18 protein-coding genes are annotated in these 23,202 nt (G+C 66.7%); 9 read left to right on the top strand and 9 right to left on the bottom strand.

The genetic code is table 11. From position 1 onward, the window contains the following. Window positions 1–224: 224 nt before the first annotated feature. The 3 genes from recF to dnaA form a co-directional block, all read right to left on the bottom strand. A complete protein-coding gene (gene recF, locus ON21_RS29910; RefSeq protein WP_083880967.1) occupies window positions 225–1,505 on the bottom strand; it encodes a DNA replication/repair protein RecF in 1,281 nt (426 codons plus the stop codon). Between the two features lie 243 nt (window positions 1,506–1,748). Continuing rightward, window positions 1,749–2,924: a DNA polymerase III subunit beta gene (gene dnaN, locus ON21_RS29905; RefSeq protein ID WP_039803437.1), complete on the bottom strand. Its 1,176-nt coding sequence runs from the start codon at window positions 2,922–2,924 to the stop codon at window positions 1,749–1,751. An 884-nt stretch (window positions 2,925–3,808) separates the two neighbouring features. Further along, window positions 3,809–5,743, bottom strand: coding sequence for a chromosomal replication initiator protein DnaA (gene dnaA / locus ON21_RS29900; RefSeq protein ID WP_039803435.1), 1,935 nt, complete (start codon window positions 5,741–5,743; stop codon window positions 3,809–3,811). A gap of 635 nt (window positions 5,744–6,378) precedes the next feature. Between dnaA and rpmH the strand changes: the two genes are divergently transcribed. The 9 genes from rpmH (at window position 6,379) to ON21_RS29860 (ending at window position 14,785) form a co-directional block, all read left to right on the top strand. Beyond that, window positions 6,379–6,522 (top strand): 50S ribosomal protein L34, encoded by a 144-nt coding sequence (gene rpmH / locus ON21_RS37430; protein ID WP_006550910.1) that lies wholly within the window; start codon window positions 6,379–6,381, stop codon window positions 6,520–6,522. A gap of 21 nt (window positions 6,523–6,543) precedes the next feature. Continuing rightward, window positions 6,544–6,972, top strand: a complete 429-nt coding sequence (rnpA, locus tag ON21_RS29895; RefSeq protein ID WP_039803434.1) for a ribonuclease P protein component — start codon at window positions 6,544–6,546, stop codon at window positions 6,970–6,972. Continuing rightward, the gene (yidD, locus tag ON21_RS29890; RefSeq protein ID WP_039803432.1) at window positions 6,969–7,367 is read left to right on the top strand and encodes a membrane protein insertion efficiency factor YidD; all 399 of its coding nucleotides are present in this window, start codon (window positions 6,969–6,971) and stop codon (window positions 7,365–7,367) included. Before rnpA ends, yidD begins: the two co-directional genes overlap by 4 nt. A 4-nt stretch (window positions 7,368–7,371) precedes the next feature. Next, window positions 7,372–8,454 carry a membrane protein insertase YidC gene (gene yidC / locus ON21_RS29885; RefSeq protein ID WP_039803430.1) on the top strand — a complete coding sequence of 361 codons (1,083 nt, stop codon included), beginning with the start codon at window positions 7,372–7,374 and terminating at the stop codon, window positions 8,452–8,454. A gap of 114 nt (window positions 8,455–8,568) precedes the next feature. Beyond that, window positions 8,569–9,117, top strand: coding sequence for a Jag family protein (locus tag ON21_RS29880; protein ID WP_039803428.1), 549 nt, complete (start codon window positions 8,569–8,571; stop codon window positions 9,115–9,117). A gap of 145 nt (window positions 9,118–9,262) precedes the next feature. Continuing rightward, window positions 9,263–10,054: a 16S rRNA (guanine(527)-N(7))-methyltransferase RsmG gene (rsmG, locus tag ON21_RS29875; protein WP_083880966.1), complete on the top strand. Its 792-nt coding sequence runs from the start codon at window positions 9,263–9,265 to the stop codon at window positions 10,052–10,054. Window positions 10,055–11,767: 1,713 nt separating this feature from the next. Then, on the top strand, window positions 11,768–12,721 hold the full coding sequence (locus tag ON21_RS29870; RefSeq protein ID WP_245562791.1) for a ParA family protein: 954 nt from the start codon (window positions 11,768–11,770) through the stop codon (window positions 12,719–12,721). A gap of 70 nt (window positions 12,722–12,791) precedes the next feature. Then, a complete protein-coding gene (locus ON21_RS29865) occupies window positions 12,792–13,805 on the top strand; it encodes a ParB/RepB/Spo0J family partition protein (RefSeq protein WP_039803424.1) in 1,014 nt (337 codons plus the stop codon). Between the two features lie 251 nt (window positions 13,806–14,056). Beyond that, window positions 14,057–14,785, top strand: coding sequence for a hypothetical protein (locus tag ON21_RS29860; protein ID WP_039803422.1), 729 nt, complete (start codon window positions 14,057–14,059; stop codon window positions 14,783–14,785). Between the two features lie 70 nt (window positions 14,786–14,855). On the opposite strand, the gene ON21_RS29855 is transcribed toward ON21_RS29860, so the two are convergent. The 6 genes from ON21_RS29855 to ON21_RS29830 form a co-directional block, all read right to left on the bottom strand. Next, window positions 14,856–16,049: an N-acetylmuramoyl-L-alanine amidase gene (locus ON21_RS29855; protein ID WP_039803420.1), complete on the bottom strand. Its 1,194-nt coding sequence runs from the start codon at window positions 16,047–16,049 to the stop codon at window positions 14,856–14,858. Between the two features lie 146 nt (window positions 16,050–16,195). Beyond that, a complete protein-coding gene (trxA, locus tag ON21_RS29850) occupies window positions 16,196–16,528 on the bottom strand; it encodes a thioredoxin (protein WP_039803419.1) in 333 nt (110 codons plus the stop codon). A gap of 56 nt (window positions 16,529–16,584) precedes the next feature. Continuing rightward, complete coding sequence (trxB, locus tag ON21_RS29845; RefSeq protein ID WP_051021482.1) at window positions 16,585–17,595, bottom strand: thioredoxin-disulfide reductase; 1,011 nt, start codon at window positions 17,593–17,595, stop codon at window positions 16,585–16,587. A 108-nt stretch (window positions 17,596–17,703) separates the two neighbouring features. Then, window positions 17,704–18,477, bottom strand: a complete 774-nt coding sequence (locus tag ON21_RS29840; RefSeq protein WP_157171012.1) for an RsmA family anti-sigma factor — start codon at window positions 18,475–18,477, stop codon at window positions 17,704–17,706. Between the two features lie 102 nt (window positions 18,478–18,579). Next, on the bottom strand, window positions 18,580–19,161 hold the full coding sequence (gene sigM, locus ON21_RS29835) for an RNA polymerase sigma factor SigM (protein WP_039803482.1): 582 nt from the start codon (window positions 19,159–19,161) through the stop codon (window positions 18,580–18,582). Between the two features lie 275 nt (window positions 19,162–19,436). Next, window positions 19,437–23,202, bottom strand: a 3,766-nt coding sequence (locus ON21_RS29830; protein WP_245562789.1) for a lipid II flippase MurJ, incomplete at its 5' end; no start/stop codon positions are given.

The raw sequence follows: 23,202 nt of genomic DNA, 5'->3' as shown, positions 1-23,202 counted from the left end.
CTGTTCCAGGCCCAAAACAGCCTTTCCGGGCGAAAGTCGGTACGACTTGCTCACTTGTTGCTGAATCGGTTTCGGGATGCGGGCAAGCGTGACCGGAAGAGTTTTCCACAGGTGTTGGGGAATCGGACTCAGCTGTTGAGAACTCGAGCGGCGTCCCCGACGACAGGTCACTGTAGTTGACCTCGAGATGAATGGCGATCCTGTCCATTTTCACCTGTGGATGGCTACGGCGCCCGCGACTCCCTCGAACCGGTGACCGGATCACGTTCCTCCTCGGCTGTCGGAGGCGTGGCGTGGTCACGCCGTTGTTCGCCGGCGAATCCGCCGCTGCCCGATCGGTCCTCGGCCAGGATCCGCGAAACGCGGCCGTCGGGACCGCCTACGGTCTCGACGCGCAGCGGCACGGCGGCGAGTTCGGCGGGCACGTCCTCCGGCACGGCCGCCGTGATCAACACTTGTTCCGCGTCCGCGGCGACGGCCGCCAGCGCGGCGCGGCGACGCCGGTCCAGCTCGGCGAACACGTCGTCGAGCAGCAGTACCGGTTCGGCGCCGGTGGCGCGAAGCAGCTCGAACGCGCCCAAGCGCAAGGCCAATGCGAACGACCAGGACTCACCGTGACTGGCGAACCCCTTCGCGGGCGAATCACCCAGCATCAGGTCCAGTTCGTCGCGATGCGGACCGACCAGGCAGACACCCCGTTCGAGTTCCCTCGGTCGGGCGGCGACCAGTTCGCGCAGCACGATCGCCTCGAGCTCCTCCGTATCCTCTTGGCGCGGTGGCCTGGCCGGATCGAGGAACTCCGGGGGGAGCGCGGCGCTGCGGTAGGCGATCGACGCGGGCCGCGACTCGGGGGCGATCGATGCGTAGGACTGGGCGAGATAGGGCGCGAGATCGTGCACCAACCGCAGCCGTTGGGCGAGCAGGACGGACGCATGGGCGGCGAGGTGCCCGTCCCACACGTCCAGAGTGCTGAGGTCGGCCTTCGACCTGGCTTGCCGCCCAGCGGTTTTCAACAGCGCCGAGCGCTGGCGCAGCACCCGGTCGTAGTCGCTGCGGACCGCGGCCAGTCTGGGGAGCCGAGTTGTGCACAACTCGTCCATGAATCGACGGCGTTCCCCTGGGTCGCCGCGCACCAGCGCGAGATCCTCCGGAGCGAACAACACCGTCTGCAGAATCCCCAGGATCTCCCGGGTCCGCCGGACCGGAGAGCGGTTGATCTGCGCACGGTTCGCACTGCCCTGATTCAGCTCGACATCGATGCGCAGTTCGCGGCCGGCGTTGACCACCGTGGCGCCGATCCGGGCACGCTCGGTCCCGGTCCGGATCAACGGAGCTTCCGTGGCGACCCGATGCGACCCGAGCGTGGCCAGGTAGCCGATCGCTTCCAACAGGTTCGTCTTGCCGTTGCCGTTCGATCCCAAGAAAACGGTTCGACCTGGGGATAATTCCAGCTCCGCATGTTCCCAGGAGCGGAAGTCACGCAGTGACATGGCTCGGACGAACATCCGCTATCGTGCCCCTGCCTGCGTCGAAGCGGGCATTTCCGCCGGTGGACGCATCACCGCCGCGCTACACACAGACGGCCCGGCGCTCCACACCTCTGTGGAACACCTGTGGATAAAGTGCGCCCCCAGCTGCGCGGGAACCAGTTCTTCCGACGTCGCTGGGAGGTTTCCAGCGACGTCATCGCTCACCCGCGCCGGATCACGCGGAGCGGATCCGCCGGAAGCCAGGTCGTGCACGGGCGATCAGCCCGGGAGCCGGACCGGCATCAGCAGATAGATGTACGGGCTCGACAGCGCCGCGAACGTCCCCGAGTCGAGCACCTCGGGCTCCTCCTCGGACGCGGGCAGCAGCACGGCGGGCCTGCTCGGTGTGGTGAAGCCGAAGGTGACCCGGTCGGCGTGCAGCGCGGACAGGCCGTCGACGAGATAACCCGGGTTGAACGCGATGGTCAGGGATTCGCCGCGGAAGTCCGCCTCCAGCCACTCCTCGGCCCGTCCCGCGTCGTCGCCGCCCGCGGAAAGCAGCAGGCCGTCGGCGGAGAACTCCAGCCGCACCTGCGCGCCGCGTTCGGCGACCAGCGCGACGCGCTTGATGGCGTCGGTGAGCGCGGCGACAGCCAGGGTGGCGATCGAGGTGTGCTCCTTGGGGAGCAACTGGCGGAACTTGGGGAATTCCGCGTCCAGCAGGCGGGTGGTGGTCCGGCGGCCCGCGTTCACGATGCCGAGCAGGCCGTCCGACCCCGCGCCGGTGCCCAGAGACAGCTGAACGGGCGCATCGGAGGGTCCGAGCGTCTTGGCGGCCTCCGACAGCGTCCTGGCCGGGATGAGCACCGAAGTCTCGATATCGGCACGCGCGGGCTGCCACTCGATGTGCCGGACGGCGAGGCGGAACCGGTCGGTCGCCGCGAGCACGACCTGCGATCCCTCGATCTCCACCCGGATGCCGGTCAGCATGGGCAAGGTGTCGTCGCGGCCCGCGGCGACGGCGACCTGGCCGACCGCTTCGGCGAAAACATCCACACTCAGTGCACCGGTCTGCTGGGGCACCTCGGGCAGTTGGGGATAATCCTCCACCGGCATGGTCGGCAGGGAGAACTTCGCGCTGCCACAGGTGATCAGCACGCGGGTGCCGTCGACGGAGACGTCGACGGGCTTGTTGGACAGCGCCTTGGTGATGTCGGCGAGCAGACGACCGGAGACCAGCACCTGGCCGGGGCCCGCGACCTCGGCGGCCACCCGCACCTGCGCCGAGACCTCGTAGTCGAAGCCGGAGACGGTCAGTCCGTCCTCGTCGGCGACCAGCAGCACACCGCCGAGCACCGGAACCGGCGGCCGGGACGGAAGACTGCGCGCCACCCAGGCGACGGAGTCGGCGAAATCCTCACGGGCGACCCGAAACTTCATGCTTGCAAGCTCCATCGCCCGATCTGTCCTCTCCCGGTTCCGTGATCTGTTGTCGGCTCGTCAGTGTCGGTGCTCGAAAGGGTCCTGCCGAATCGGCCGCCTTCGAAGTCTGGCACAGGCGACCGACATCAAACCGTACCCGCGCGAGGGACGTGCACCTAGCCCGACCCTCCGGTGCCGCGGATGGCCGAGCTCGGAGTGGATCTGTGCGGGCCGGTCAGTGGAGCTCGAGTCCGGTTTGCCGCGGGCGCGGACCGCGTATGGCGATCGGCCGTCGGGACTGTGATCCGGGTTCGGGTCGGCCCTGCCGTCCTTGCCGGGAAGCGGGAGCGGACGGCGCAGTGCGTTGCTCGACCGACTTTCCACACACCCTGTTTTGAAGAGAGATCTCTAATGAGAAGAACTGAAGTAGTAGTAGGCGCTGTGGATTCTGTGGACTGGGGCCGAAACCGCTGCTCAGGGGGCGTGGTGCCGTGGGGATGACCACGGAGTGTCTCGAGGATGAACACGAGGCGTCTGTGGAGGTTCCGTAGTTGTCCCCGATTCATCCTCGAGCGCTCCTCGAGTTGTTCCACTGGATTCACCCGGTTGTTCACACATGTGCACGAGATCGTGGACAGCTCGAGGAATCCTCGAGGACTCCACACGGACTCCTCGAGGATTCCACAAGGCCCGATCCGGACACTCCCCTGGTCAGTGCCTGTGCGTAAGCCTGCCTGGGGAAACTGTTGAATTCGCCCTGTGAGGGAACTCGAGGGACCGGTTGCCCCTACCTGTGTACGGATCGGTGGACAAACCAGGGGATTCCTCGAGGACTCCACAAGGATTCCTCGAGGAATCCACAGCCCACAAAAAAGCACCGCCCCTGGTCAGGGGCGGTGCTCAGGTGTGGATACCGGTCAGCGGGAGCGCTGCTTGATCCGGGCTGTGAGTTCCTGCACCTGGTCGTAGACGCGGCGCCGCTCGGTCATCTCCTTGCGCACCTTCTTCTCCGCGTACATCACCGTGGTGTGGTCACGGCCGAACGCCTGGCCGATCTTCGGCAGGGACAGGTCGGTCAGCTCGCGGCAGAGGTACATGGCGATCTGCCTGGCCTGGGCCAGCGGCCGCGCTTTACCGGGACCGGTGAGTTCTTCGAGTGTGGTGTTGAAGTACTCCGCCGTGACGGCCATGATCGTGGCCGCGTTGATCTCCAGGGCCGTCGTGTCCGGCATCAGATCGCGCAGCACCACTTCGGCCAGCGGAAGGTCGAGCGGCTGGCCGTTCAACGAGGCGAAGGCCGTCACCCGGATCAGCGCGCCCTCCAGCTCGCGGATATTGCGCTCCACCCGGCTGGCGATCAGCTCCAGTACGTCGTGCGGTACGTCGAGCCGGTCCATCCGCGCTTTCTTGCGCAGGATGGCGATGCGCGTCTCCAGTTCCGGCGGCTGTACGTCGGTGATCAGCCCCCATTCGAATCGCGTCCGCAGCCGCTCTTCGAGGGTGGCCAGCTGTTTGGGCGGACGGTCCGAGGAGACGACGATCTGCTTGTTCGCGTTGTGCAGGGTGTTGAAGGTGTGGAAGAACTCCTCTTGGATGCCTTCCTTGCCCTCGATGAACTGGATGTCGTCGACCAGCAGGATGTCGGTCTCGCGGTAGCGGCGCTTGAACGCGACCTTGCGGTCGTCGCGCAGGCTGTTGATGAAGTCGTTGGTGAACTCTTCGGTCGAGACGTACTTGACCCGCATGCCGGGGAAGAGACGCTGTGCGTAATGGCCGGCCGCGTGCAACAGATGCGTCTTGCCCAATCCCGAAGCGCCCCAGACGAACAAGGGGTTGTAAGCGCGGGCCGGGGCTTCGGCGATGGCGACGGCCGCGGCATGTGCGAAGCGGTTGGACGCGCCGATGACGAAGGTCTCGAAGGTGTACTTCGCGTTCAGACTGGCCGAGGACGTCGACGGAGCGGGCGACTCCTGCGACTTCGCGAAGTAGGTGGGCCAGGAGTTGCGGACGTTCACCACCGGCTCGTCGTCCTGATCGCCGCGCGGGTCACCCACCGGCTCGCGCATCGGATCGTGCGCCAGGCCCGCGTCGTCGTCGGTGGTCTCGCGCATCGGCGAACGCAGCGGGCCGCGCACACCACCCGGCGATGGCTCCGGGTTGAACAGCGACTCCTGCCCCGGCGGGATGGCGGGCTCCCGCCGCGGCGGAAGCCCGGGTTCGCGTCGTGGCGCGGCGTCCGGCCCGGACATCATGGGCAGCTCGGCTGTCGTGGCGTACTCGCCCCGCGGTGGATAGTCGGCGTGGGCGTACTCCGGCTGGCGGTACTCCTCCGGCGGGGCGAAGTCCTGCCCGTATTCGGAGCCCGGGTAGTCGGAGCCGTCGTTGTACGCGGATGCTGTGGGGAAATCGGTGGGCTGTGCATAGCGCGGCCCCGGGTAGGCATCGCGGCCGGGGAACTCCGAACCCGGATAGGCGGCGGGAGCTCGGCCTTCTCGGGTGCGCTCGGGCCTGCTCGTCATCCGCGCGTGCCGCGGCGTGTTGCTCTGCCGATCGGCGGTCGGGGTGGTGGGGGCGGCGATGCGAACGCCGAGTCCTTCCACCTGAGGGCCGAGCCGACGGCCGAGGGAACGGAGGATGGGCTCGCGCAGATCGCGTTCGATGGCCTCCTGTGCCAGCGACGAGGGCACGGAGAGCAGCGCGAACCCCTGTGCGACCGTCAGCGGCTTGACCAGCTTCAGCCAGGCCTGCTGTGCTCGGGTCACCGGAGGGATGGCGCCGTCGGGCGACCCGGTGGTCAGCTCGGTGACAACCTCGGGCCACACCGTGGCCAGCACGTTCTGCTCGTCGTCCATGCAGTTTCCTCCCCGGAGTAGGTCGATAGGAGCAGACGGCCGGGGCACGCGTGGAGTGTGATGCTCGGGATCGATCCCGTGATCCTGCGTACGTCCGTAACCGGTTCGGACGCTGCCCGGGTCCCCCATCTGGACAGCGGCGTGGCACCGTCGGCTCTACGAATATGCCACTCCAGGGGTCTTTCCACACAATTATCCACAGATGTGGAGAACCCTGGGGAACTGAGGAACGCGCGCACGCGCGGGAACGGCAACGCCGGGACCTGCGGATCTGCAGCAATCGCCTGGCTACGTACCTTAGTGGCGCAGGGTGCGGGATGGCTAGGGGTGTGGACGAACTCACGGTCATTGCCAGAATGCCTGACTCCAGCAGCCCAATACCGCCTGGTCACCCGAGGCGAGCGAAGGTATGGGGCGAGTTTGACCCGTTCCTTGCCGATCAGTACCCTCGTACAGTCACCCCTTGGTGCGGTGGCGGTCTTGTGCTGACCGCGTTTAGGTCGTGATCGACCGACTGTGCGCCAGGACCGACGCGCGCCGATGATGACCAGACCTGCGATTCATTCGCGCAATACACGTATCACCGACAAGCTTCGGGCACTACCTGGTGCCCGCCTACTCGAGGAGTGTTGACCGTGGCCAAGGGCAAGCGGACGTTCCAGCCGAACAACCGTCGTCGGGCGCGGGTTCACGGCTTCCGCCTCCGGATGCGCACCCGTGCGGGTCGCGCCATCGTCTCGGCGCGTCGCCGTAAGGGCCGCGCTTCCCTCACTGCCTGATTCTCGCTCTCGGACGCTCGGGTGTTGCCTGAGCCGTATCGGTTGCATCATCGTGCCGACTTCTCCCGGACGGTGCGCCGCGGCCAGCGAATCGGGAGGCGTGATCTGGTCGTACATGCGCTCGCGCACGGGTATGACGGAATCGTGGGCGTGAATGGACGACACGATCAGATCCCGGACGACGTGCTGGTCCGCGTGGGCGGACCGCGCTTCGGGTTGATCGTCAGCAAGGCGGTGGGCAACGCGGTGATTCGACATCGCGTCGCCCGCCGCCTGCGTCATATGTGCGCCCAGGTGGTCGACGAATTGCCCGCCGAGACCGATGTCGTCATCCGCGCGCTTCCGGGCGCGGCGACCGCGTCGTCGGACGACCTGCTGCGCCAGCTGCGCACCGCACTGCGTAAGCTCGGCATCGCCCAGGCGAGTATGTCGACGGGCGGCCTGGCATGAGTCTCCGGGCGAAAATCGCCAGACTGCCCGCGAACGTGCTGATCTTTTCGATCGAGCTGTATCGGACCTATGTCTCCCCCACCCGCATGCCGGTGTGCCGATTCACCCCGACCTGTAGCGAGTACGCGGTGACCGCACTGCGCACTCGGGGCCTGTTCATGGGGCTCTTACTGACGGTCGTGCGCTTGGCCAAATGTGCGCCCTGGCACCCTGGTGGGTGGGACCCCGTTCCGGAGCGGAAGCGGAGCAAGCATCGCGCCGAGCCGGCGGACGGGGCAGCGACCGACGCGACGTCGCAGGATACGAGCCTGCCCGCCGGACCGCGGTCGGAGCCGAAAGCTTGTAAAGGATCGCCGCACGCGGTGATCGGCGACACGAACGACGGGAGTGCATAGAGCCGTGCTCGACTTCATTTATTACCCGGTGTCCTGGATCCTCTGGTTCTGGCATCGGGTCTTCGGGTTCGCGTTCGGCGCGGACAACGGTCTCACCTGGGCGCTGGCCGTGGTGTTCCTGGTGTTCACCTTGCGTCTGGTGCTCTACAAGCCGTTCGTCAAGCAGGTGCGCACCACCAAGCAGATGCAGGAACTGCAGCCGCAGATCAAAGAGCTGCAGAAGAAGTACAAGAACGACCGCCAGAAGATGGCGCTCGAGATGCAGAAGCTCCAGAAGGACCATGGCTTCAACCCACTGATGGGCTGCCTGCCGATCCTCGCTCAGGTGCCTGTGTTCCTCGGGCTCTTCCATGTGCTGCGCTCGTTCAACCGGACCGGGCACGGCATCGGCCAGCTCGGCATGACGCCGGAGCAGAACGCGAACACCGCGAACTACGTCTTCAGCGCGGCCGATGTCCAGTCCTTCCTGAGCGCTCGCATCTTCGGCGCGCCGATCTCGGCGTTCATCACCATTCCGACCCCCCAGTTGCAGGCCTTCGCCGACTACGGTGGCGTGCCGTCCAAGTTGAGCATCGCGCTGGTCTCGATCCCCTTGATGGTCATCGCCGGTGTGGCGACGCACTTCAACGCGCGCGCGTCGGTCGCGCGGCAGACGCCGGAAGCCGCGGCCAACCCCCAGGCCGCGATGATGAACAAACTCGCGCTGTGGGTATTCCCGCTCGGCGTGCTCGTCGGTGGCCCGTTCCTGCCGATCGCCATCCTGCTGTACTGGGTCTCCAACAACATCTGGACCTACGGGCAGCAGCACCTTGTGTTCGGCCGCATGGCAAAAGAAGAAGAAGCCAAGAAGCAGGCCAAGCTGGAGCAGCGCGCGCAGAACGCACCCAAACCCGGCGCCAAACCGGTGAACGTGAAGAAGAAGCCGACACCCGCCGCCGCTGCCGATACCGCGTCGGACGAGGACACCGCTGTCGCGTCGACGAACGGTACCGCCAAGCCGCCGAAGCAGTCGGCGGGCCAGCGGCGTCCGGCCGGGCAGAAGCGGCCGGGCAACCGGGGCAGGGCGAACCAGAAGCGCAAGCGCTGATCACACCACCGGTGGGCCGAGCCGCCCACCGAGATCGCTGAGCAACCCCTTGATCGCGAATACCGCCCGGCGGCGATTGCCCGGCGCGCGCGATGAGCAGATGAAGGAAATCAAATGACTGTTGAGACCGACGGAGGGGACGCCACCGTGACGACGACGGCGAACGCCGGAGCGGAGACCGGCGATGTCGTGAACGATGCCGAGGAAGCGCTCATCGAGGAGGGCGAGATCGCGGGCGACTACCTCGAACAGTTGCTCGATGTACTGGACTTCGACGGCGATATCGATCTCGACGTGGAAGGTGATCGCGCCGTGGTGAGCATCGACGGCGGACGCGACCTGACGAAGCTCGTCGGGCGCAACGGCGAGGTGCTCGACGCGTTGCAGGAGCTGACTCGTCTCGCCGTCCAGCAGGCGACCGGAGTGCGCAGCCGGCTCATGCTGGACGTGGCGGGCTGGCGGGCCAAGCGGCGGTCCGAGCTGAGCGAGCTCGGTGCGGCCGCGGCGCAGCGCGTGCTGGATTCCGGCGAGCCGGAGTCGCTGGCGCCGATGACCCCGTTCGAGCGCAAGATCGTGCACGACGCGGTGGCGGCCGTGGCGGGCGTGAGCAGCGAGAGCGAAGGCGTCGAACCGAACCGGCACGTGGTGGTCGTTCCCGCCTGAGTCGCGGGCAGGTCTCCGGAGCGGATGGCATGTTTCGCAGCCCGGATGGGTAGTGGTTGGATAGGGCCTCTGGTCTTCGGACCGGGGGCCTTGTTCGTGTCCGGAGCCCGATTGCTCGCTCGTCGATCGACCCGAGTTCGGAAGGATGTTTCACGTGGAACGAGATCTCGGTGGAACCACCGCGGGAGCCGCGGAGTTGGAGCCACCCGCGTCGGCGGCCACCATCTTCGGCGACCGACTCGATCTCGCGCGTCGATATTGCACCGCGCTCGCGACTGCCGGCGTCGAGCGCGGGCTGATCGGCCCGCGTGAGGTGCCTCGCCTCTGGGATCGTCACATCCTGAACTGTGCGGTGCTCGGCGAGTTGATCGCCGAGGGTGCGTCCGTGGTCGATATCGGCAGCGGTGCGGGGTTGCCCGGTATCCCGCTCGCGATCGCGCGGCCGGACCTCCGGATCACTCTCGTCGAACCACTGCTGCGTCGAACCATCTTTCTGAGCGAGTTCATCGAATCGGCCGGGCTGGACATCACCGTGGTGCGAGGGCGCGCGGAGCAGTCCGGCGTGATGAAGGAAGCCGGTGGTGCGGACGTGGTCACGTCCCGGGCGGTGGCCCCGCTCGGAAAACTTGCCCAGTGGTCCCTTCCCCTCCTCCGCGACCACGGGCACATGCTCGCGCTGAAGGGCGCGAGCGCGGCCGAGGAACTCGAACGCGATGGCGACGCGCTGGCGAAGGCCGGAGCAGGTAATGCGGTCGTGCTGGAATGCGGCGTGGGTCGGGTGTCGACACCCACGATGGTGATCAGCGCAGAGCGCCTCCCCCGCGCCGAGCGCGCTACCCGGCGGCGCGCCGAACGAACGGTCGAGCGTGGTGGGAAGGCGGTTCGCACGGCGACGACGGAGCGCGCGCGCAAGCGCGCGGCACGCAAGGCCAAGTAGAAGCTTCGATTACGAAGAATCGGCATTCGACCTCAGGGCTGGGCTCGTTTCGTCACTCTGACGGAATGGTCGGGTGGAATGCGGATGGAGTGGTAGCTGCGCGCGGGTTTGGCGAGGCGAGTGCGATCGGGCCACATCTCCTGATCGGATGCGCGAGCTGCTGCGCTGGACGCCCACTGGACTGACCCTCCAGTAACAGCCGACGTCGTCCTCCTGCTCTTCCGAGTGAGTCGCTCGGGATGACTAAGCGGATGATTTACTCCCCCTTGGGATTCGATCCACGGGCTCACATGTTGAATCGGCGCGGCTGCTCGGTGGCTGAAAGCCAGGACTTCCGTCTGCGGGTTGCCTCGAAAGGAATTGCGGCTGGCGCCCTGATCGGATCGAACTCGTCGTGCGTGTCACATACAAGTCGCATTGGCAGCTGCCTCGAGTGCGATTCGCGAGGTACTTCGATGCAGTCCTGATGGGACGCAAATGCACTCACTCGGACTTCCGGTCCGGCGGTGGGCTCGTCCGCGGCGCATTGCCTGCCGATGTTTCACGTGAATCCGAACCGCACCGGAGTCCGAGCGAAGAAGGGCGGTAGTGGGTCTGCTATCGAGTGATGCTTCCCAGATTGCGGAGCGGCGAATGTTTCACGTGAATCAAAGTCCGATTGAGGATTCCGTCGGGGCGCGTGTGCGCCTGTCACTGTGCCTGTGGCCCGTCGCCGGATGTTTCACGTGAATCGGTCTTGTCCCACTGGATGTGCTCGGACTGGCCAAGAAGGAGGCTTCGCGCGGATTCGGCATGCGGTTCGGTCGGGTCGATGCGATTACACCGATCGGCGACAGAGTTCAGAGCGGGCTTCAGTCGGCGCGGACATGCCGCCGGACCGTGGCGCCCGATGAACTCCCCCGCATCCAGCTGGCCGTAGTAGTACGGTACCCCTTTTCATGGAGCGCTGCGCCAAGGAGGCCCAACTGCCGAGAGCGGTGGATCGCCAGGGCGCGACTACTGCGAAGCTACTGCGGTGTGGTGGCGGAGTGGCGGAGCCGTCCACCGCACCGTGATCGCTCTCCGAGCGCAGCCGCGGAGTCAATGCGTGTGATCCTCTGTCCGCAAGTCGCTCTCGAACACGGCGCCACACACGCCGGACAAGGTCCAATCGCCAGCCCGTCGATCCGCCATCGAGCTCAGTTCAGCTCGATCGGCCACCGAGCTCAGTTCATTCGACGTGGTGCACGGGATGTGTGCGGGACCGAGGATGTCGACTGAGCGTCTGTATCGCGCCCGTCGAACCGCAACCGCGAGTAGCCATCCGCGTCTGGCTGCGGCAAGCCCCGGCCGCCACGATCGCCGACCGACGGCAATGTTTCATGTGAAACAGCGTGCGTGTCGAAGCGAATTCGTGCGGATTTGCGTGTCGCTTTGCGCCTCGCCGCGATTCAGCTTTCTTAAACCGCTCAGTGCTGGCAAGCTAGTGTGCGTCGGGCGTGAGCGTAGGTGCCACGAGGGATCTGGTTGTCACAGCGGCGAGCAGCTCCGCTCGGTCGATCGGGCGCCGCGAAGCCGGTTGTGCATCGTGTTCGAACCGACAAAGGCTGTTGCAGATACGACGCCGACCCGTCCCGTCGCGCGCACGTGTTCTGAAGTTTCTCGGGTTAGGAGCTGTCTATGTCGAGCGGTCCGGCGAATGTTTCACGGGAAACAACGTCGCGCGTGCCGGGGATGCTGGACTCCAGCAATTTCGACACGGAGGCATTCGGAAGTACACCGTTCGGGCACATCTCTCCCAGCGAGACCCCGATAGCCGCCGAAGCGCAACGTGCAAGTCAGGTCCTCCATCCAGGAAAGGTGACTGTGCCGAAACCGCACGAGCAACGGATCATCACGATCGCCAATCAGAAGGGTGGCGTCGGGAAGACGACCACCGCCGTGAATCTGGCGGCCGCCCTGGCACATCAGGGGATGACGGTGCTCGTGATCGACCTCGATCCGCAGGGCAACGCCAGCACCGCCCTGGGGATCGAGCACCATTCGGGTGTCCCCTCCAGCTATGAGCTGCTCATCGGCGAGGTCTCGGTCAAGGACGCTATCCAAACGAGCCCACACAGCGAGCGCCTCCTGTGCATCCCCGCGACCATCGATTTGGCGGGCGCCGAGATCGAACTCGTGTCGATGGTGGCCAGGGAGGGGCGGTTGAAAGCCGCCATTCATGAGGCGAATATCGCCGGATACGACATCGATTACGTGATGATCGACTGCCCGCCTTCCTTGGGGCTGCTGACGGTCAACGCGCTCGTCGCGGCGAAGGAGGTGCTGATTCCGATTCAGTGCGAGTACTACGCACTGGAGGGCGTCGGTCAGTTGCTTCGCAATATCGGTTTGGTGCAGGCGCATCTGAACCCGGAACTGCACGTCTCGACCGTGATTCTCACGATGTACGACGGGCGAACCAAACTCGCCGACCAGGTCGCCGAGGAAGTCCGCGGGCACTTCGGCGATGTCGTGCTGCGGTCGGTGATTCCACGCAGTGTGAAGGTGTCGGAGGCGCCCGGTTACGGCATGACGGTGCTCGATTATGATCCAGGCTCCCGGGGCGCGATGAGCTACCTGGATGCCGGACGTGAGATGGCGGCCCGCGCGGTGGTCCCGCGTGTCGCCGCGAAGACGGCGGAGTGACTCGGCCGGCCGGGCCGACGCTCGGCACAGTCCGGTTTGGTAGCGGAACGAGGAAGGGGTCGGTAGACCGATGAGTCAGGCGAAGAAGGGTGGGCTCGGGCGCGGTCTCGCCGCGCTGATCCCGACGACACCGACGGCAGCACCGGGCCTCAGCAGCGCGGCGGCGAGCGTCATCGGTCTGGATCCGGTCGGACCACAGCCTCCCTCGACCTACCTGCATCGGGTGCCCGATCCCGCCGACAACGCCGAACTGGAGGCCGGCGGCGCCGTCTACCGGGAGATCCCGCCGGACCAGATCGAGCCGAACCCGAAGCAGCCGCGCACGGTCTTCGAAGAAGACGCACTGGCCGAGCTGGTGCATTCGATTCGCGAATTCGGTCTGATGCAGCCGATCGTGGTGCGCAGGACCGAACCGGGTGTGGACCGCTATCAGCTGGTGATGGGCGAGCGGCGCTGGCGGGCCTGCCAGGAGGCGGGCCTGGCCGCGATTCCCGCGATCGTCCGGGAGACCGCGGACGAGTCCATGCTGCGCGACGCCCTGTTGGAGAACATCCACCGGGTGCAGCTGAACCCGCTCGAAGAGGCGGCGGCCTATCAGCAGCTGCTGGAGGAATTCGGTGTCACGCACGAGGAATTGGCTGCCCGAATCGGCCGCTCTCGCCCGGTCGTGACGAATATGATCCGTCTACTGAAGTTGCCGATCCCGGTGCAGCGCCGGGTCGCGGCGGGCGTACTGTCCGCCGGGCACGCGCGTGCACTGCTCGGTCTCGAAGCGGGTGCGGACGCTCAAGAGGTGCTCGCCGCCCGGATCGTCGCCGAGGGCCTCTCGGTCCGGGCTACCGAGGAAGCCGTCATGTTGGCGAACCGTGAGCAGGACGCGGCCGCGCCCTCTCCCGTCGCCCGGCGCAAGCCGATCGAGATGCCAGGCCTACAAGACGTGGCCGATCGACTGTCCGGCTCCTTCGACACCCGGGTTCTCGTGAGCATGGGCAAGCGCAAAGGCAAGATCGTCGTCGAGTTCGGGTCGGTCGAAGACCTCGAACGGATCGTCGCCCTGATGGAGCGCAACGCACCCGCAGTGTGACAGAAGTGACGAAATTTAACTTGTGGTTTCGATAGGTGCGGGTTCCCGGCCGAAACGTCACTGTGACGGCAGGGTTCCGTGCGGCCGCGGAGCGTGCACCGCTCCCGGCGGAGCAACCCAAGTTCTTCCGACAAACAGCACAGCGATATGGAATGAGGCAGGTTCCCGTTGATCGCTTATTCTTGCTGGCGAGCAAACATTGATGCGACGTGAGCGTGGATGAATCGGACAGCTGGAGGCTGAGCAGAGCGGTGTCGACCAGCGTCACAGCACTAACCCTCGGCGGACTGGAGAAGCTTCCCGCACATGCGCGGCGCTGTGTCTTCTGGGAGATGGACCCCGCGGTGGCCGAGGACTCGCGCAACTTCAGCGATCCGGTGTTCGAGAAGGAAGCCTGGCTGTCCACGGTCATGCTGGAGTGGGGTTCGTGCGGGCAGGTGGCGAATGTGGACGGCAACGTCGCCGGCTGCGCCTTCTACGCACCACCGAGCGCGGTGCCGCGTGCCACGCTCTTCCCCACCTCCCCCGTGAGCCCGGACGCGATCCTGTTGACCACGCTGCGGGCCGAATTCCCCTATCAGGATGCCGATGTTGCCCACCGCCTGGTCCAGGCCGTGGTGGCCGATCTGGTGCGCCGCGGCGTGCGCGCCCTGGAGGCGTTCGGTATTCGAACCGATCCGGCGACGCAGGCACTGTCGGAGCGGTCCGGTTCGATGACGCTGCTCGAGCGGATCGTCGCGCCGATCAAGAATGCGAACCCGGCGGGTGCGACGACCGAGTGCTCACCCGAGAGCTGCATGATCGACGCCGACTTCCTGGAAGATGTCGGCTTCGAGGTCGTTGCCCCGCATCACCGATTCCCGCGCTTGCGGTTGGAGCTCGCCTCCGACCACGGCTGGAAGGAAGACGTCGAACGGGCGTTGGATCAGCTGCTCGCGGCGGCTTCGATGACCGTGCCGACTCGCATCGGAGCACGTTGAGCTGAACAACGAAGCGCCCCCTGTCGGCTCGAAAGGCAGGGGGCGCTTCGACTTACGAAAGAACGGACGGCTACATCCGGTCGGCGGCGGCCAGCTCTTCGGCCAGCAGTTCCGCGAAAGTGTATGTGCCGGTGGGCTGATCGTCCTGTCCGAGCAAGTACAGCCGCTTCACCGAGATCAGGATGGCTTCGGCGATCACGTCGCGCATGCGCGGATTGGTGAGTACCGAGGCATCGTATTCGTTTGTCAGATAACCGATGTCGACCTGCACGGTGGGCATCTTGGTGAGGCGCAACAGGTCCCAGGTTCGCGCGTGGGTCCGGCAGTCCTGCAAGGATGTCCGGGCGACGACCTCGCGCTGGATGAACCCGGCGAGCACCTGTCCGATCATGGACACCGAGCCGTGCGAGTTTCCGAAGTAGAACCCGGCAACGCCGTTGGCCAGAGGGCTCGGGTTGGCGGCGCAGCGCAGCGAGATCATGAGATCGGCGTCGAAGGCGTTGGATGTTTCCGCGCGTTCGGCGTCGGTGGGGTTGGCGCCCCACGGACGCGACAGGAAGGTCTCCATGCCCGTGGCCGCCATCCGCCCCTCCAGACGGCTGGCGAGATCCCACAGGATCTCCGACTCGTAGACGTCGCCGTACTCCGTCGGCACGGCACAGCCCTTGTCGGGGCCACCGAGACCCGGATCGATGACGATCCGCTTTCCGGTGAGCTGCGGCCCCGCCCGGTGCACCACCTCTTCCTCGGCGATGCGGTGGGGATTGCCGCCGGTGACCCTGGCGCCGAGCAGGTCCAGCGAGCGCAGCGTGTCGGGACCGCAGATGCCGTCGGCCGACAGGCCGATCTCCCGCTGGAAGGCGGTGAGCGCGTCATGGGTGTGCGGACCGAAGTAGCCGTCGACCCGGTGCACGTAGAAGCCGAGGTCCTGCAGCCTGCGCTGGAGCGTGGCCACGTCGTCGCCGTACAACGGCGCGGACAGTTGGTAGATCAGCGTACGCGCGCCGAGTCGGTAGGACGCTTCCTTCAGTGCCCGGTAGGTTGCCGGACCGACCACACCGTCGACGAGCAAACCGCGATGCTGCTGGAACGCGCGCACCGCGGAGTCGAGATGATGGTCGAAGGAGACTTCGGTGTCCTTCCAATATTCGCGTGCGTCCGCGTTATCGGTAGCGACGTGCGCGTGTAGGAACCCGAGGCTTGCCAGGGTGCTCCGAACCTCTGCTACGGCTGGACCGGAATCGCCGTGACGAAGTCGGTGCATGCGTGAGAGCCCTTTCCTTCCGTCAACCCGCGGGTACCCACTCATGCGATGGGATACACCTTCGCACGACCGGAGCGTCGGTCGATTGTCTCAGACCCGGACCGGGTTTCGACAATCCCCGGGTCCAGGCATCCTACGGCGCGTCCTCAGATGACGTCTTCGAGTTCGCGCAGAAGAGCCGCTTTCCCCTTCGCTCCGACGATCTGCTTGACCGGCTTACCGCCGCGGAACAGCATCATAGTGGGCAGCGAGAGGATCTGATAATCGCGGGCGGTGCTCGGGTTGGCGTCCACATCGAGCTTCGCGACGGTCAGTTTGTCCGCGTGCGCGCCCGCGATCTCCTCCAAGACGGGCGCGACCATCTTGCACGGTCCGCACCAGTCGGCCCAGAAATCGACGAGGACCGGCTTCTCACTCAGCAGCACGTCGTCGGCGAAGGACGCGTCGGTGACGGTGACCGTGTTGGCGGACTCGGACATGAATGTTCTCCTTGCGATACAGCGAGACGGAAGTGTGTGGCTCGTCCGGCACGAGCTCAGTTGACGGCCACCGACTCACCCGCGTGGGCGAGGGTGTTCGAGGTGATGTCGCCCTGCTCGGCCAACCAGCGCTCGGCGTCGATGGCCGCCCGGCAGCCCGTGCCCGCGGCGGTGATCGCCTGGCGGTAGGTGTGATCGACGAGATCGCCCGCGGCGAAGACGCCCGGGATGTCGGTCGCGGTCGTCGGGTCCTGTACCAGCACGTATCCTTCGTTGTCCAAAGCGACCTGGCCCTTGACGAGTTCGCTGCGCGGATCGTGGCCGATCGCGACGAACAGGCCGGTGGCGGCCAGCTCGGAGGTCTCGCCGGTCCGGGTGTCACGCAAGGTCAGGTGAGTGACGCTGGTCTCGCCGTGTACCTCGGCCACCTCGGCGTTGAGCACGAACTTGATCTTCTCGTTCGCCTTCGCGCGCTCCAGCATGATGCGGGAGGCGCGGAACTCCTCACGGCGGTGCACGATGGTGACGCTGGAGGCGAACTTGGTGAGGAAGGTCGCCTCTTCCATCGCGGAGTCGCCGCCGCCGACCACCACGATGTCCTGGCCCTTGAAGAAGAAGCCGTCGCAGGTGGCGCAGGCGCTGACACCGCGGCCGAGCAACCTCTGCTCGCCAGGCACGTTCAGGTAGCGCGCGGCCGAGCCCATGGCGAGGATGACGGCGTAGGCCTGGAAGGTCTCCCCGCCGACGACGACCTTCTTGATCGGGCCGGTCAGGTCTACGGCCTCCACGTCCTCGGTGCGGATGTCCGCGCCGAACCGCTTGGCCTGCTCGCGCATCTCCTCCATGAGATCCGGGCCCATGATGCCGCCGCGGAAGCCGGGGAAGTTCTCGACCTCGGTGGTGGTCATCAGCGCGCCGCCGAACTGGGTCCCCTCGAACTGCAACGGCTGGAGCTCGGCGCGGCCTGCGTAGACGGCGGCCGTGTAGCCGGCGGGGCCGGAGCCGATGATGATCAGATCGCGAACTGGCGCGCCGGTGTCGCTTTTTTGCTCGCTACGCTCGCTCATGGGGCCCTTCCGGGAAGATTCGATCGGACGTGTCGGTCAACAACAGGGTAATGGCTGTTGTTCCCGCGTCGGCGGGGTCACACCGCGCGGGTGGTCCAGATCGCAAGGTCAGCCGATGTCCTGCAGCGCTTTGCGTTGCGGATCACCTGTATCGCAACCGGTCCCGACGACCAGCGCGGTGATCTTCGGCGGGTGCGGGCCGTTGAGCAGGATGAGCACCGCGTTGCCGCCCTGGAATCGGATGTCGGTCGAGCCGAGGATCGTGCGGTCCAGACCGTTGGCCCGCACGCAACGCTCGAGCGCTTGCGGGCCGGCCAGGGGTCCGGTGACGTTGTGACGGCCCAGCGCGCCGAGGGCCACGGTGGCGGTGAGATCGTCACCCCGGTCTTCGTTCCCGGTGGTCGGTTGCGCGGTGGGCGCTGGTTCGTCACCGCTGCGCAGCGTCGATGCCAAGACACCCGCACCGGCGACCGCGACGATCGCCGCGGCTGCCGCGGCGAACCAGCGCAACCTGCCGCGGCGACGCTCCTCCAGAGCCACCGGCACGGATCCGGAAACATCTGCTTCACCGACGGATTCGCTTACCCGAGGGGGCGGCAGCTCATGAACCGTGGCGCCCTCGGGTGGCTCCAGTTCGTCGACGAAGCGAGCGAGCCGGGCCGCGACGTCTTCCGGCATCGAATGGACGATGCGCTCGTCCCGGCCCAGCGCACGCAGCTCGGCACTCACGTCATCCAGCGCGTGCAGATACCGCATCGCCTCGGGATCACGCGAGACGATCGGCCACAATTGCTCGCGCCGTGCCGCCGTCACATTGTCGGCATGCAGGTCGGCCAGCAATTCGGACGTGAACGGGGGCTGCGGCACGGACTCGGTAGCCATCGCACCTCCGTTGTTCGCATCGGGCATCGCGGGGACCCCCTCGCCGACGGGGCCTGTCTCTGATTCGTTCAGTGGTTCGTCACTGTTAATGACGCATCCCAACTACCTCCGGTTCCCCGGATCACGCAGAAAATCCAATCGCTCTTTCAACCGCTGCCGCGCGCGAGCGCATCGGCTCTTGATTGTCCCCTCGGGCACGCCGAGCAACGCCGCCGCCTCGGCCACGCTATACCCCTCCACGTCCACCGCCACCAACGCGGTCCGCTGATCCGGTGGCAGCGAGAACAACGCCCGATCGATGACCAACGACATCTCCACCTCGGCCATCTCGTCGCGGGTATCCCTCGGCTCGGGCAGCGACTCCGGTGCCAGCGACAATGCCCGCCTGGTCTTGTTCCGCCGGATCCGGTCCAGGCACGCGTTCACCACGATCGCGTGCAACCAACTGCGCACCTCCGCCTCCGCCCGGAACGAGCCTGCGGTGCGGTGCGCCGACAAGAGCGCGTCCTGTAGGGAATCGGCCGCATCCTCACGCGTGTAGGAAGTGCGCAGCGCGGTCTGCCACAGGTGATCGTTGTGTCTGCGCAGCAACTCCGCGAACGCATACCGCTCACCGGCCACATGGGCCCGCAACAACTCCACATCGGTGCGTTCACCGAGGTCGAAGGAGCGCTCGCGACACATCACCGGCTGCGACGCCCCCCTGCCGAGCTCCTCGTTCACTTCGGACGACAATGCCAACCCCTTGGACAGCCCTCACGGCGGCAACGGGCATGGTTGACCATCACCGAGACTTCGCAGCATCCAGGATCGAGAAACGCCAGAACCTGGGAAGCTCCCCTGCTGAGAGCGCCCGAAGATCATATCGTCCGTAACGTTTTGGCAGCAACCAACTTCGGGCGAGGACGGAGGAAGGCGCGGCGCTCGACACCGCGTGTCGAATGGGCCCGCAGGCCGGGCTACGGCGCGGCGTCGAAGCGGATGTCGGCGATGGCGGTCTGGAACTGTCCTCCGGAATTCCCCAGTCCGGTGATCCAGACGAGCACGTAGCGGGCGGCCTGGTCGGCGCGCACCGGAATGTCGGTGACACCGTCGTCCAGCCGGGCGGAACCGATCAGCTGGGTCTGATCCAGCGTCGGCGAGCCGGTGGGCGAGGTGCGGATCTCCACCGATGTGCCCGAGCTCGGCGAGTTGATCGAGACGTTCGTGAGCTTCGCGGGGGCCGGCAGCGTGGCCAGCAGACCGACCCCCTTCTTGAGCGCGGGGAACTGCTGGAAGTACTGATCGGTGCGCCACTGGGTGCCCGGATCGTTGTCCAGCACCGCGTGGACGTTGGCGACGCCGTCGGCGGTGCCCTCGGGCGAGAACACCGACACGCCGGTCACCGGGACCGGCGCACCGGTCGAGTTGAGGTTCGGGCCCGCGGCAGCCGGCGTCGGGACCGGCTGGTTGTTCGTCGTCAGGCCGATATTGCGCTGCTCGTTCAGCGGCGCGTCGGAAGCGCTCGGCGCGAACACGCTGACCATCCACCAGATCACGACGCCGACCACCAGCGCGGCGAGGATGCCGAGGCCGACCATGATCCACATCATGCGCTGCGAGCGTTCGCGTTCGGCGGCGAGCAGCTCCGGATCGGCGAGCGAGTCGTCCATGTTCGCGGGAGCGCGCTGGCCGAGCCGCAGCACGGGGATGAAATCGGTCTTCTGATCGACCACCGACGCCTGCTCCAGCACATGCTGGACCGTCGCCGCCGTACGCACGCCCTTGTTCGACTCCAGCGAGCGCACGGCGACCGCGGAGATCTCGAACGGCACTTCGGGACGGATCTGGCGCGGTTCCACCGGAGTGCCGTCCGGGCCGAAATCGGCCAGCCGCAGTCCGCCGACGGTCGCGGCGGTACCGGTGACACCGCCCGAGCGGATCGGCCAGCGAGCCGTGATCAGCGCGTAGAGCATGGCACCGAGACCGCGCACGTCGGACTGCGCGTCGGAATCGGACAGCGTGCCGGGGAACGCGAGCACCGCGTCACCCGATGCGCTGATGCGCACCCGGTCGGGATGGTCGATGGACAGCGACCCGCCGCCACGGTGCGCCAGTTCGGCCGCCGAGGCGAGGGCCCGGATGGCACGCGCCGCGCCGATCGGCGAAGGCACCGTATCGGCCATCTCGCGCAGCGAACGGCCGGGCGTCCATTCCGCCACCACGATGCCGCCGGAGCTGCCGCGCACGACGTCGAGCACGCGGGCGAGGCCGGGTGAATTGATCCGGCCGAGGCGCAGCGTCCGGGACAAGATCGCCTGGGGACCGTCCTGCCCGGAATTCTCCGTCGCCTTCTGGTCGGCGTCGACGAAGGTCAGCGCGACCTCGCGATCGAGTTTGATGTCCAGCGCCTGCCAGAACTTCAGGCCGCGGGCGCCGCCGTGACTGGCCAGCAGGCGGTACCGGCCGCCCGCGACCGACGCGCCCGGAATCAACTTGGGGCCGCGCGGGATTCGCCGGGCGCCCAGGTTCTCGCCACCCATCGGCGGCATCTCCGGCGAGCCGACGGGGATCATCCCCGTGTCGTACATCGGATCGCGCGGCGGCAGCTGGTTCTCCTGCGGTCTCGCCGCGTCCTGCTCCGGTCCGGCCGTGCCCGGCTCGTTGTTCGCGTACGCGGGATCCAACGGCTCCCCCGCGGTCGGCGGTACATCGGTGGACAGTCCGCCGGGCGTGGTCGCAGAAGAATCGGCGGCTGGGACGCCGCCCACCGCGTCGTCGCTCACCCTCGGTCCTCCTTCGCCCTGATATGTCGAGGTTCCGGCGAATTCGCCACTTGTGCTTCTCTGCCGAACAGGGTACGGGAACTCACCCATGCCGGTGCGGTCAACGGCATCCGGTCTGATCACAGGAAGCACCATGGTCTGGGCGTCCATGTACGGATCGAACCGCGGGTATGCCAGGTAGGGGTCAGGCCTGCGGAGCACCTGCGTGACGTAGGGATCTTCCGCAGGGCTTTCCAAGTCGAGTTCCGGCGCGGGCGGTGTCCAGCCGAGGCGCCGCGAGATGGCCACGGTGATGGCGACGATCTCCGGAATACCGGCGAGTCGCATCAAGCCGAAGGCCACCGCGAACATGACGATCGCGGTGATCGCCACCCGGATCAGCGAACCGGGTCCGCCGAAGGACGCCGTCAGCCGATCCAGGCCAAGTACCCGGTCCACGATCCACATCACCGCGCCGCCCGCGAGTGACGCAAGTACGACACGAGTCACCGTTCGGCCGACATTGGCCATCCGGAGATCGCCCAGACTGCGGTGCAGCAGGACACCGCCGACCACGGCGCCGACCGTGAAGCCGAGGCCGTTCGCGACACCGAGCGCGATAACCACGTGCTCGGCGTCGGTGACCACCGGGGCCAAGGCGGAGAAGACGATCTTGGCGGCGGTGATGCCGAGGATGATCCAGGTCGGGATCCACGCCTGCTCCCTGGCGTAGAAAACCCGCAGATGGATGAGCACCAACGAGTACGGGATCAGCGCGAACGCCGACCAGCTGACCGCGAGCCCGAGACGTTCGGCGTCCGATCCGAAATTGCCGTAGCCGTAGAGCGCTTGGCCGACCTGGGGGCCGGCCAGCGTGAGGAAGGTGACGACGGGGACCAGCGCGATCATGGTCAACCGGGTGGCGGCGGACAGATCGTCGACCACCGCGGGCGTGTCGTCGGCGGCGGCGTTGCGGCTCAGCCGGGGCATGATCGCGGTGAGCACCGTGACACCCAGCACGCCGTACGGCAGTTGCAGCAGCAGCCACGCGTTGTTGTAGATCGCCGGGCCTGCCGCGTCGGCATGCGATGAGATCCGGGTGGCGAAGACGAAGCCCGCCTGGCTGATCAGCACGTACAGGATGATCGCCGCGCCCATGCCGCCGAACTGCTTGAGGCGATCGTCGATGCCCCACAGTGGGCGCAGGTCGATGCCCGCCCTCCGGATAGCCGGAACGAGGCTGACCGCCTGCACCACCACGCCGACCGTGACGCCGACGCCGAGCACCAACAGCTTCGGGTCGCTCATGCGCACCGGGTCCAGCGTGATCTCCCCTGGCATCAGGACATACAGCCCGAGCACGGTGAGTACCACCAGGTTGTTCAGCACTGGCGCCCAGGCGCCGGGTTTGAACATCTGCCGGGTGTTCAAAATCGCCGTGAGCAGCGCCGACATGCCGTAGAACAGGATCGCGGGCAGCAACAGGAAAGACAGCGCGGTGGTCAGCGCGGTGTTGACCTGCCCGTCGTCGGACAGGAAGACGTGGGTGGTCAACACCGGCGCTGCGGCCGTGGCCAGCAGCGCGGCGGTGGCCAGGACCACGAAAGCCGCGGTCACCAGGCGCCGGACGAACGCCGCTCCCCGGTCGGGATCCTCCTGTTCCGCGCGCACCAGCGTCGGCACCACGATCGCGGTGAGCACCGCGCCCAGCACCAACTCCGCGATCATGTTCGGAATCTGGCTGGCGACGGTGAACGCGCTGGCGATGGCCGGACCGAGCACGGTGAGCAGCAGCAGTTGCTTACCGAAACCGGTGATCCTGCTGATCAGTGTCGCGAACGCGATCGATCCCGAATCGCTGAGCAGCCGGGAATTCGCGCTCTGCTTCGGCTCGTCGCCCTTCGGCGGCTCCGCGGTGCCGGTGGCGGCGGGCCACTCCCTGGTCCGTGGGCGATCCGGCTCCGGGGGTTCGTGCCGGACC

It is taken from the genome of Nocardia araoensis NBRC 100135, assembly GCF_000308435.1.
Classification (GTDB): Bacteria; Actinomycetota; Actinomycetes; order Mycobacteriales; family Mycobacteriaceae; genus Nocardia; species Nocardia araoensis.
Note: the sequence above shows the minus strand (reverse complement) of the source record. Positions and strands in the feature narration are given on the sequence as shown.

What these genes read in the sequence shown, in the direction of transcription:
- recF (WP_083880967.1), bottom strand. Translation starts at nt 1,505, where the DNA reads ATGTTCGTCCGAGCCATGTCACTGCGTGACTTCCGCTCCTGGGAACAT.
- dnaN (WP_039803437.1), bottom strand. Translation starts at nt 2,924, where the DNA reads ATGGAGCTTGCAAGCATGAAGTTTCGGGTCGCCCGTGAGGATTTCGCC.
- dnaA (WP_039803435.1), bottom strand. Translation starts at nt 5,743, where the DNA reads ATGGACGACGAGCAGAACGTGCTGGCCACGGTGTGGCCCGAGGTTGTC.
- yidD (WP_039803432.1), top strand. Translation starts at nt 6,969, where the DNA reads ATGAGTCTCCGGGCGAAAATCGCCAGACTGCCCGCGAACGTGCTGATC.
- ON21_RS29880 (WP_039803428.1), top strand. Translation starts at nt 8,569, where the DNA reads ATGACTGTTGAGACCGACGGAGGGGACGCCACCGTGACGACGACGGCG.
- rsmG (WP_083880966.1), top strand. Translation starts at nt 9,263, where the DNA reads ATGTTTCACGTGGAACGAGATCTCGGTGGAACCACCGCGGGAGCCGCG.
- ON21_RS29870 (WP_245562791.1), top strand. Translation starts at nt 11,768, where the DNA reads ATGCTGGACTCCAGCAATTTCGACACGGAGGCATTCGGAAGTACACCG.
- ON21_RS29865 (WP_039803424.1), top strand. Translation starts at nt 12,792, where the DNA reads ATGAGTCAGGCGAAGAAGGGTGGGCTCGGGCGCGGTCTCGCCGCGCTG.
- ON21_RS29855 (WP_039803420.1), bottom strand. Translation starts at nt 16,049, where the DNA reads ATGCACCGACTTCGTCACGGCGATTCCGGTCCAGCCGTAGCAGAGGTT.
- trxA (WP_039803419.1), bottom strand. Translation starts at nt 16,528, where the DNA reads ATGTCCGAGTCCGCCAACACGGTCACCGTCACCGACGCGTCCTTCGCC.
- trxB (WP_051021482.1), bottom strand. Translation starts at nt 17,595, where the DNA reads ATGAGCGAGCGTAGCGAGCAAAAAAGCGACACCGGCGCGCCAGTTCGC.
- ON21_RS29840 (WP_157171012.1), bottom strand. Translation starts at nt 18,477, where the DNA reads ATGGCTACCGAGTCCGTGCCGCAGCCCCCGTTCACGTCCGAATTGCTG.
- sigM (WP_039803482.1), bottom strand. Translation starts at nt 19,161, where the DNA reads ATGTGTCGCGAGCGCTCCTTCGACCTCGGTGAACGCACCGATGTGGAG.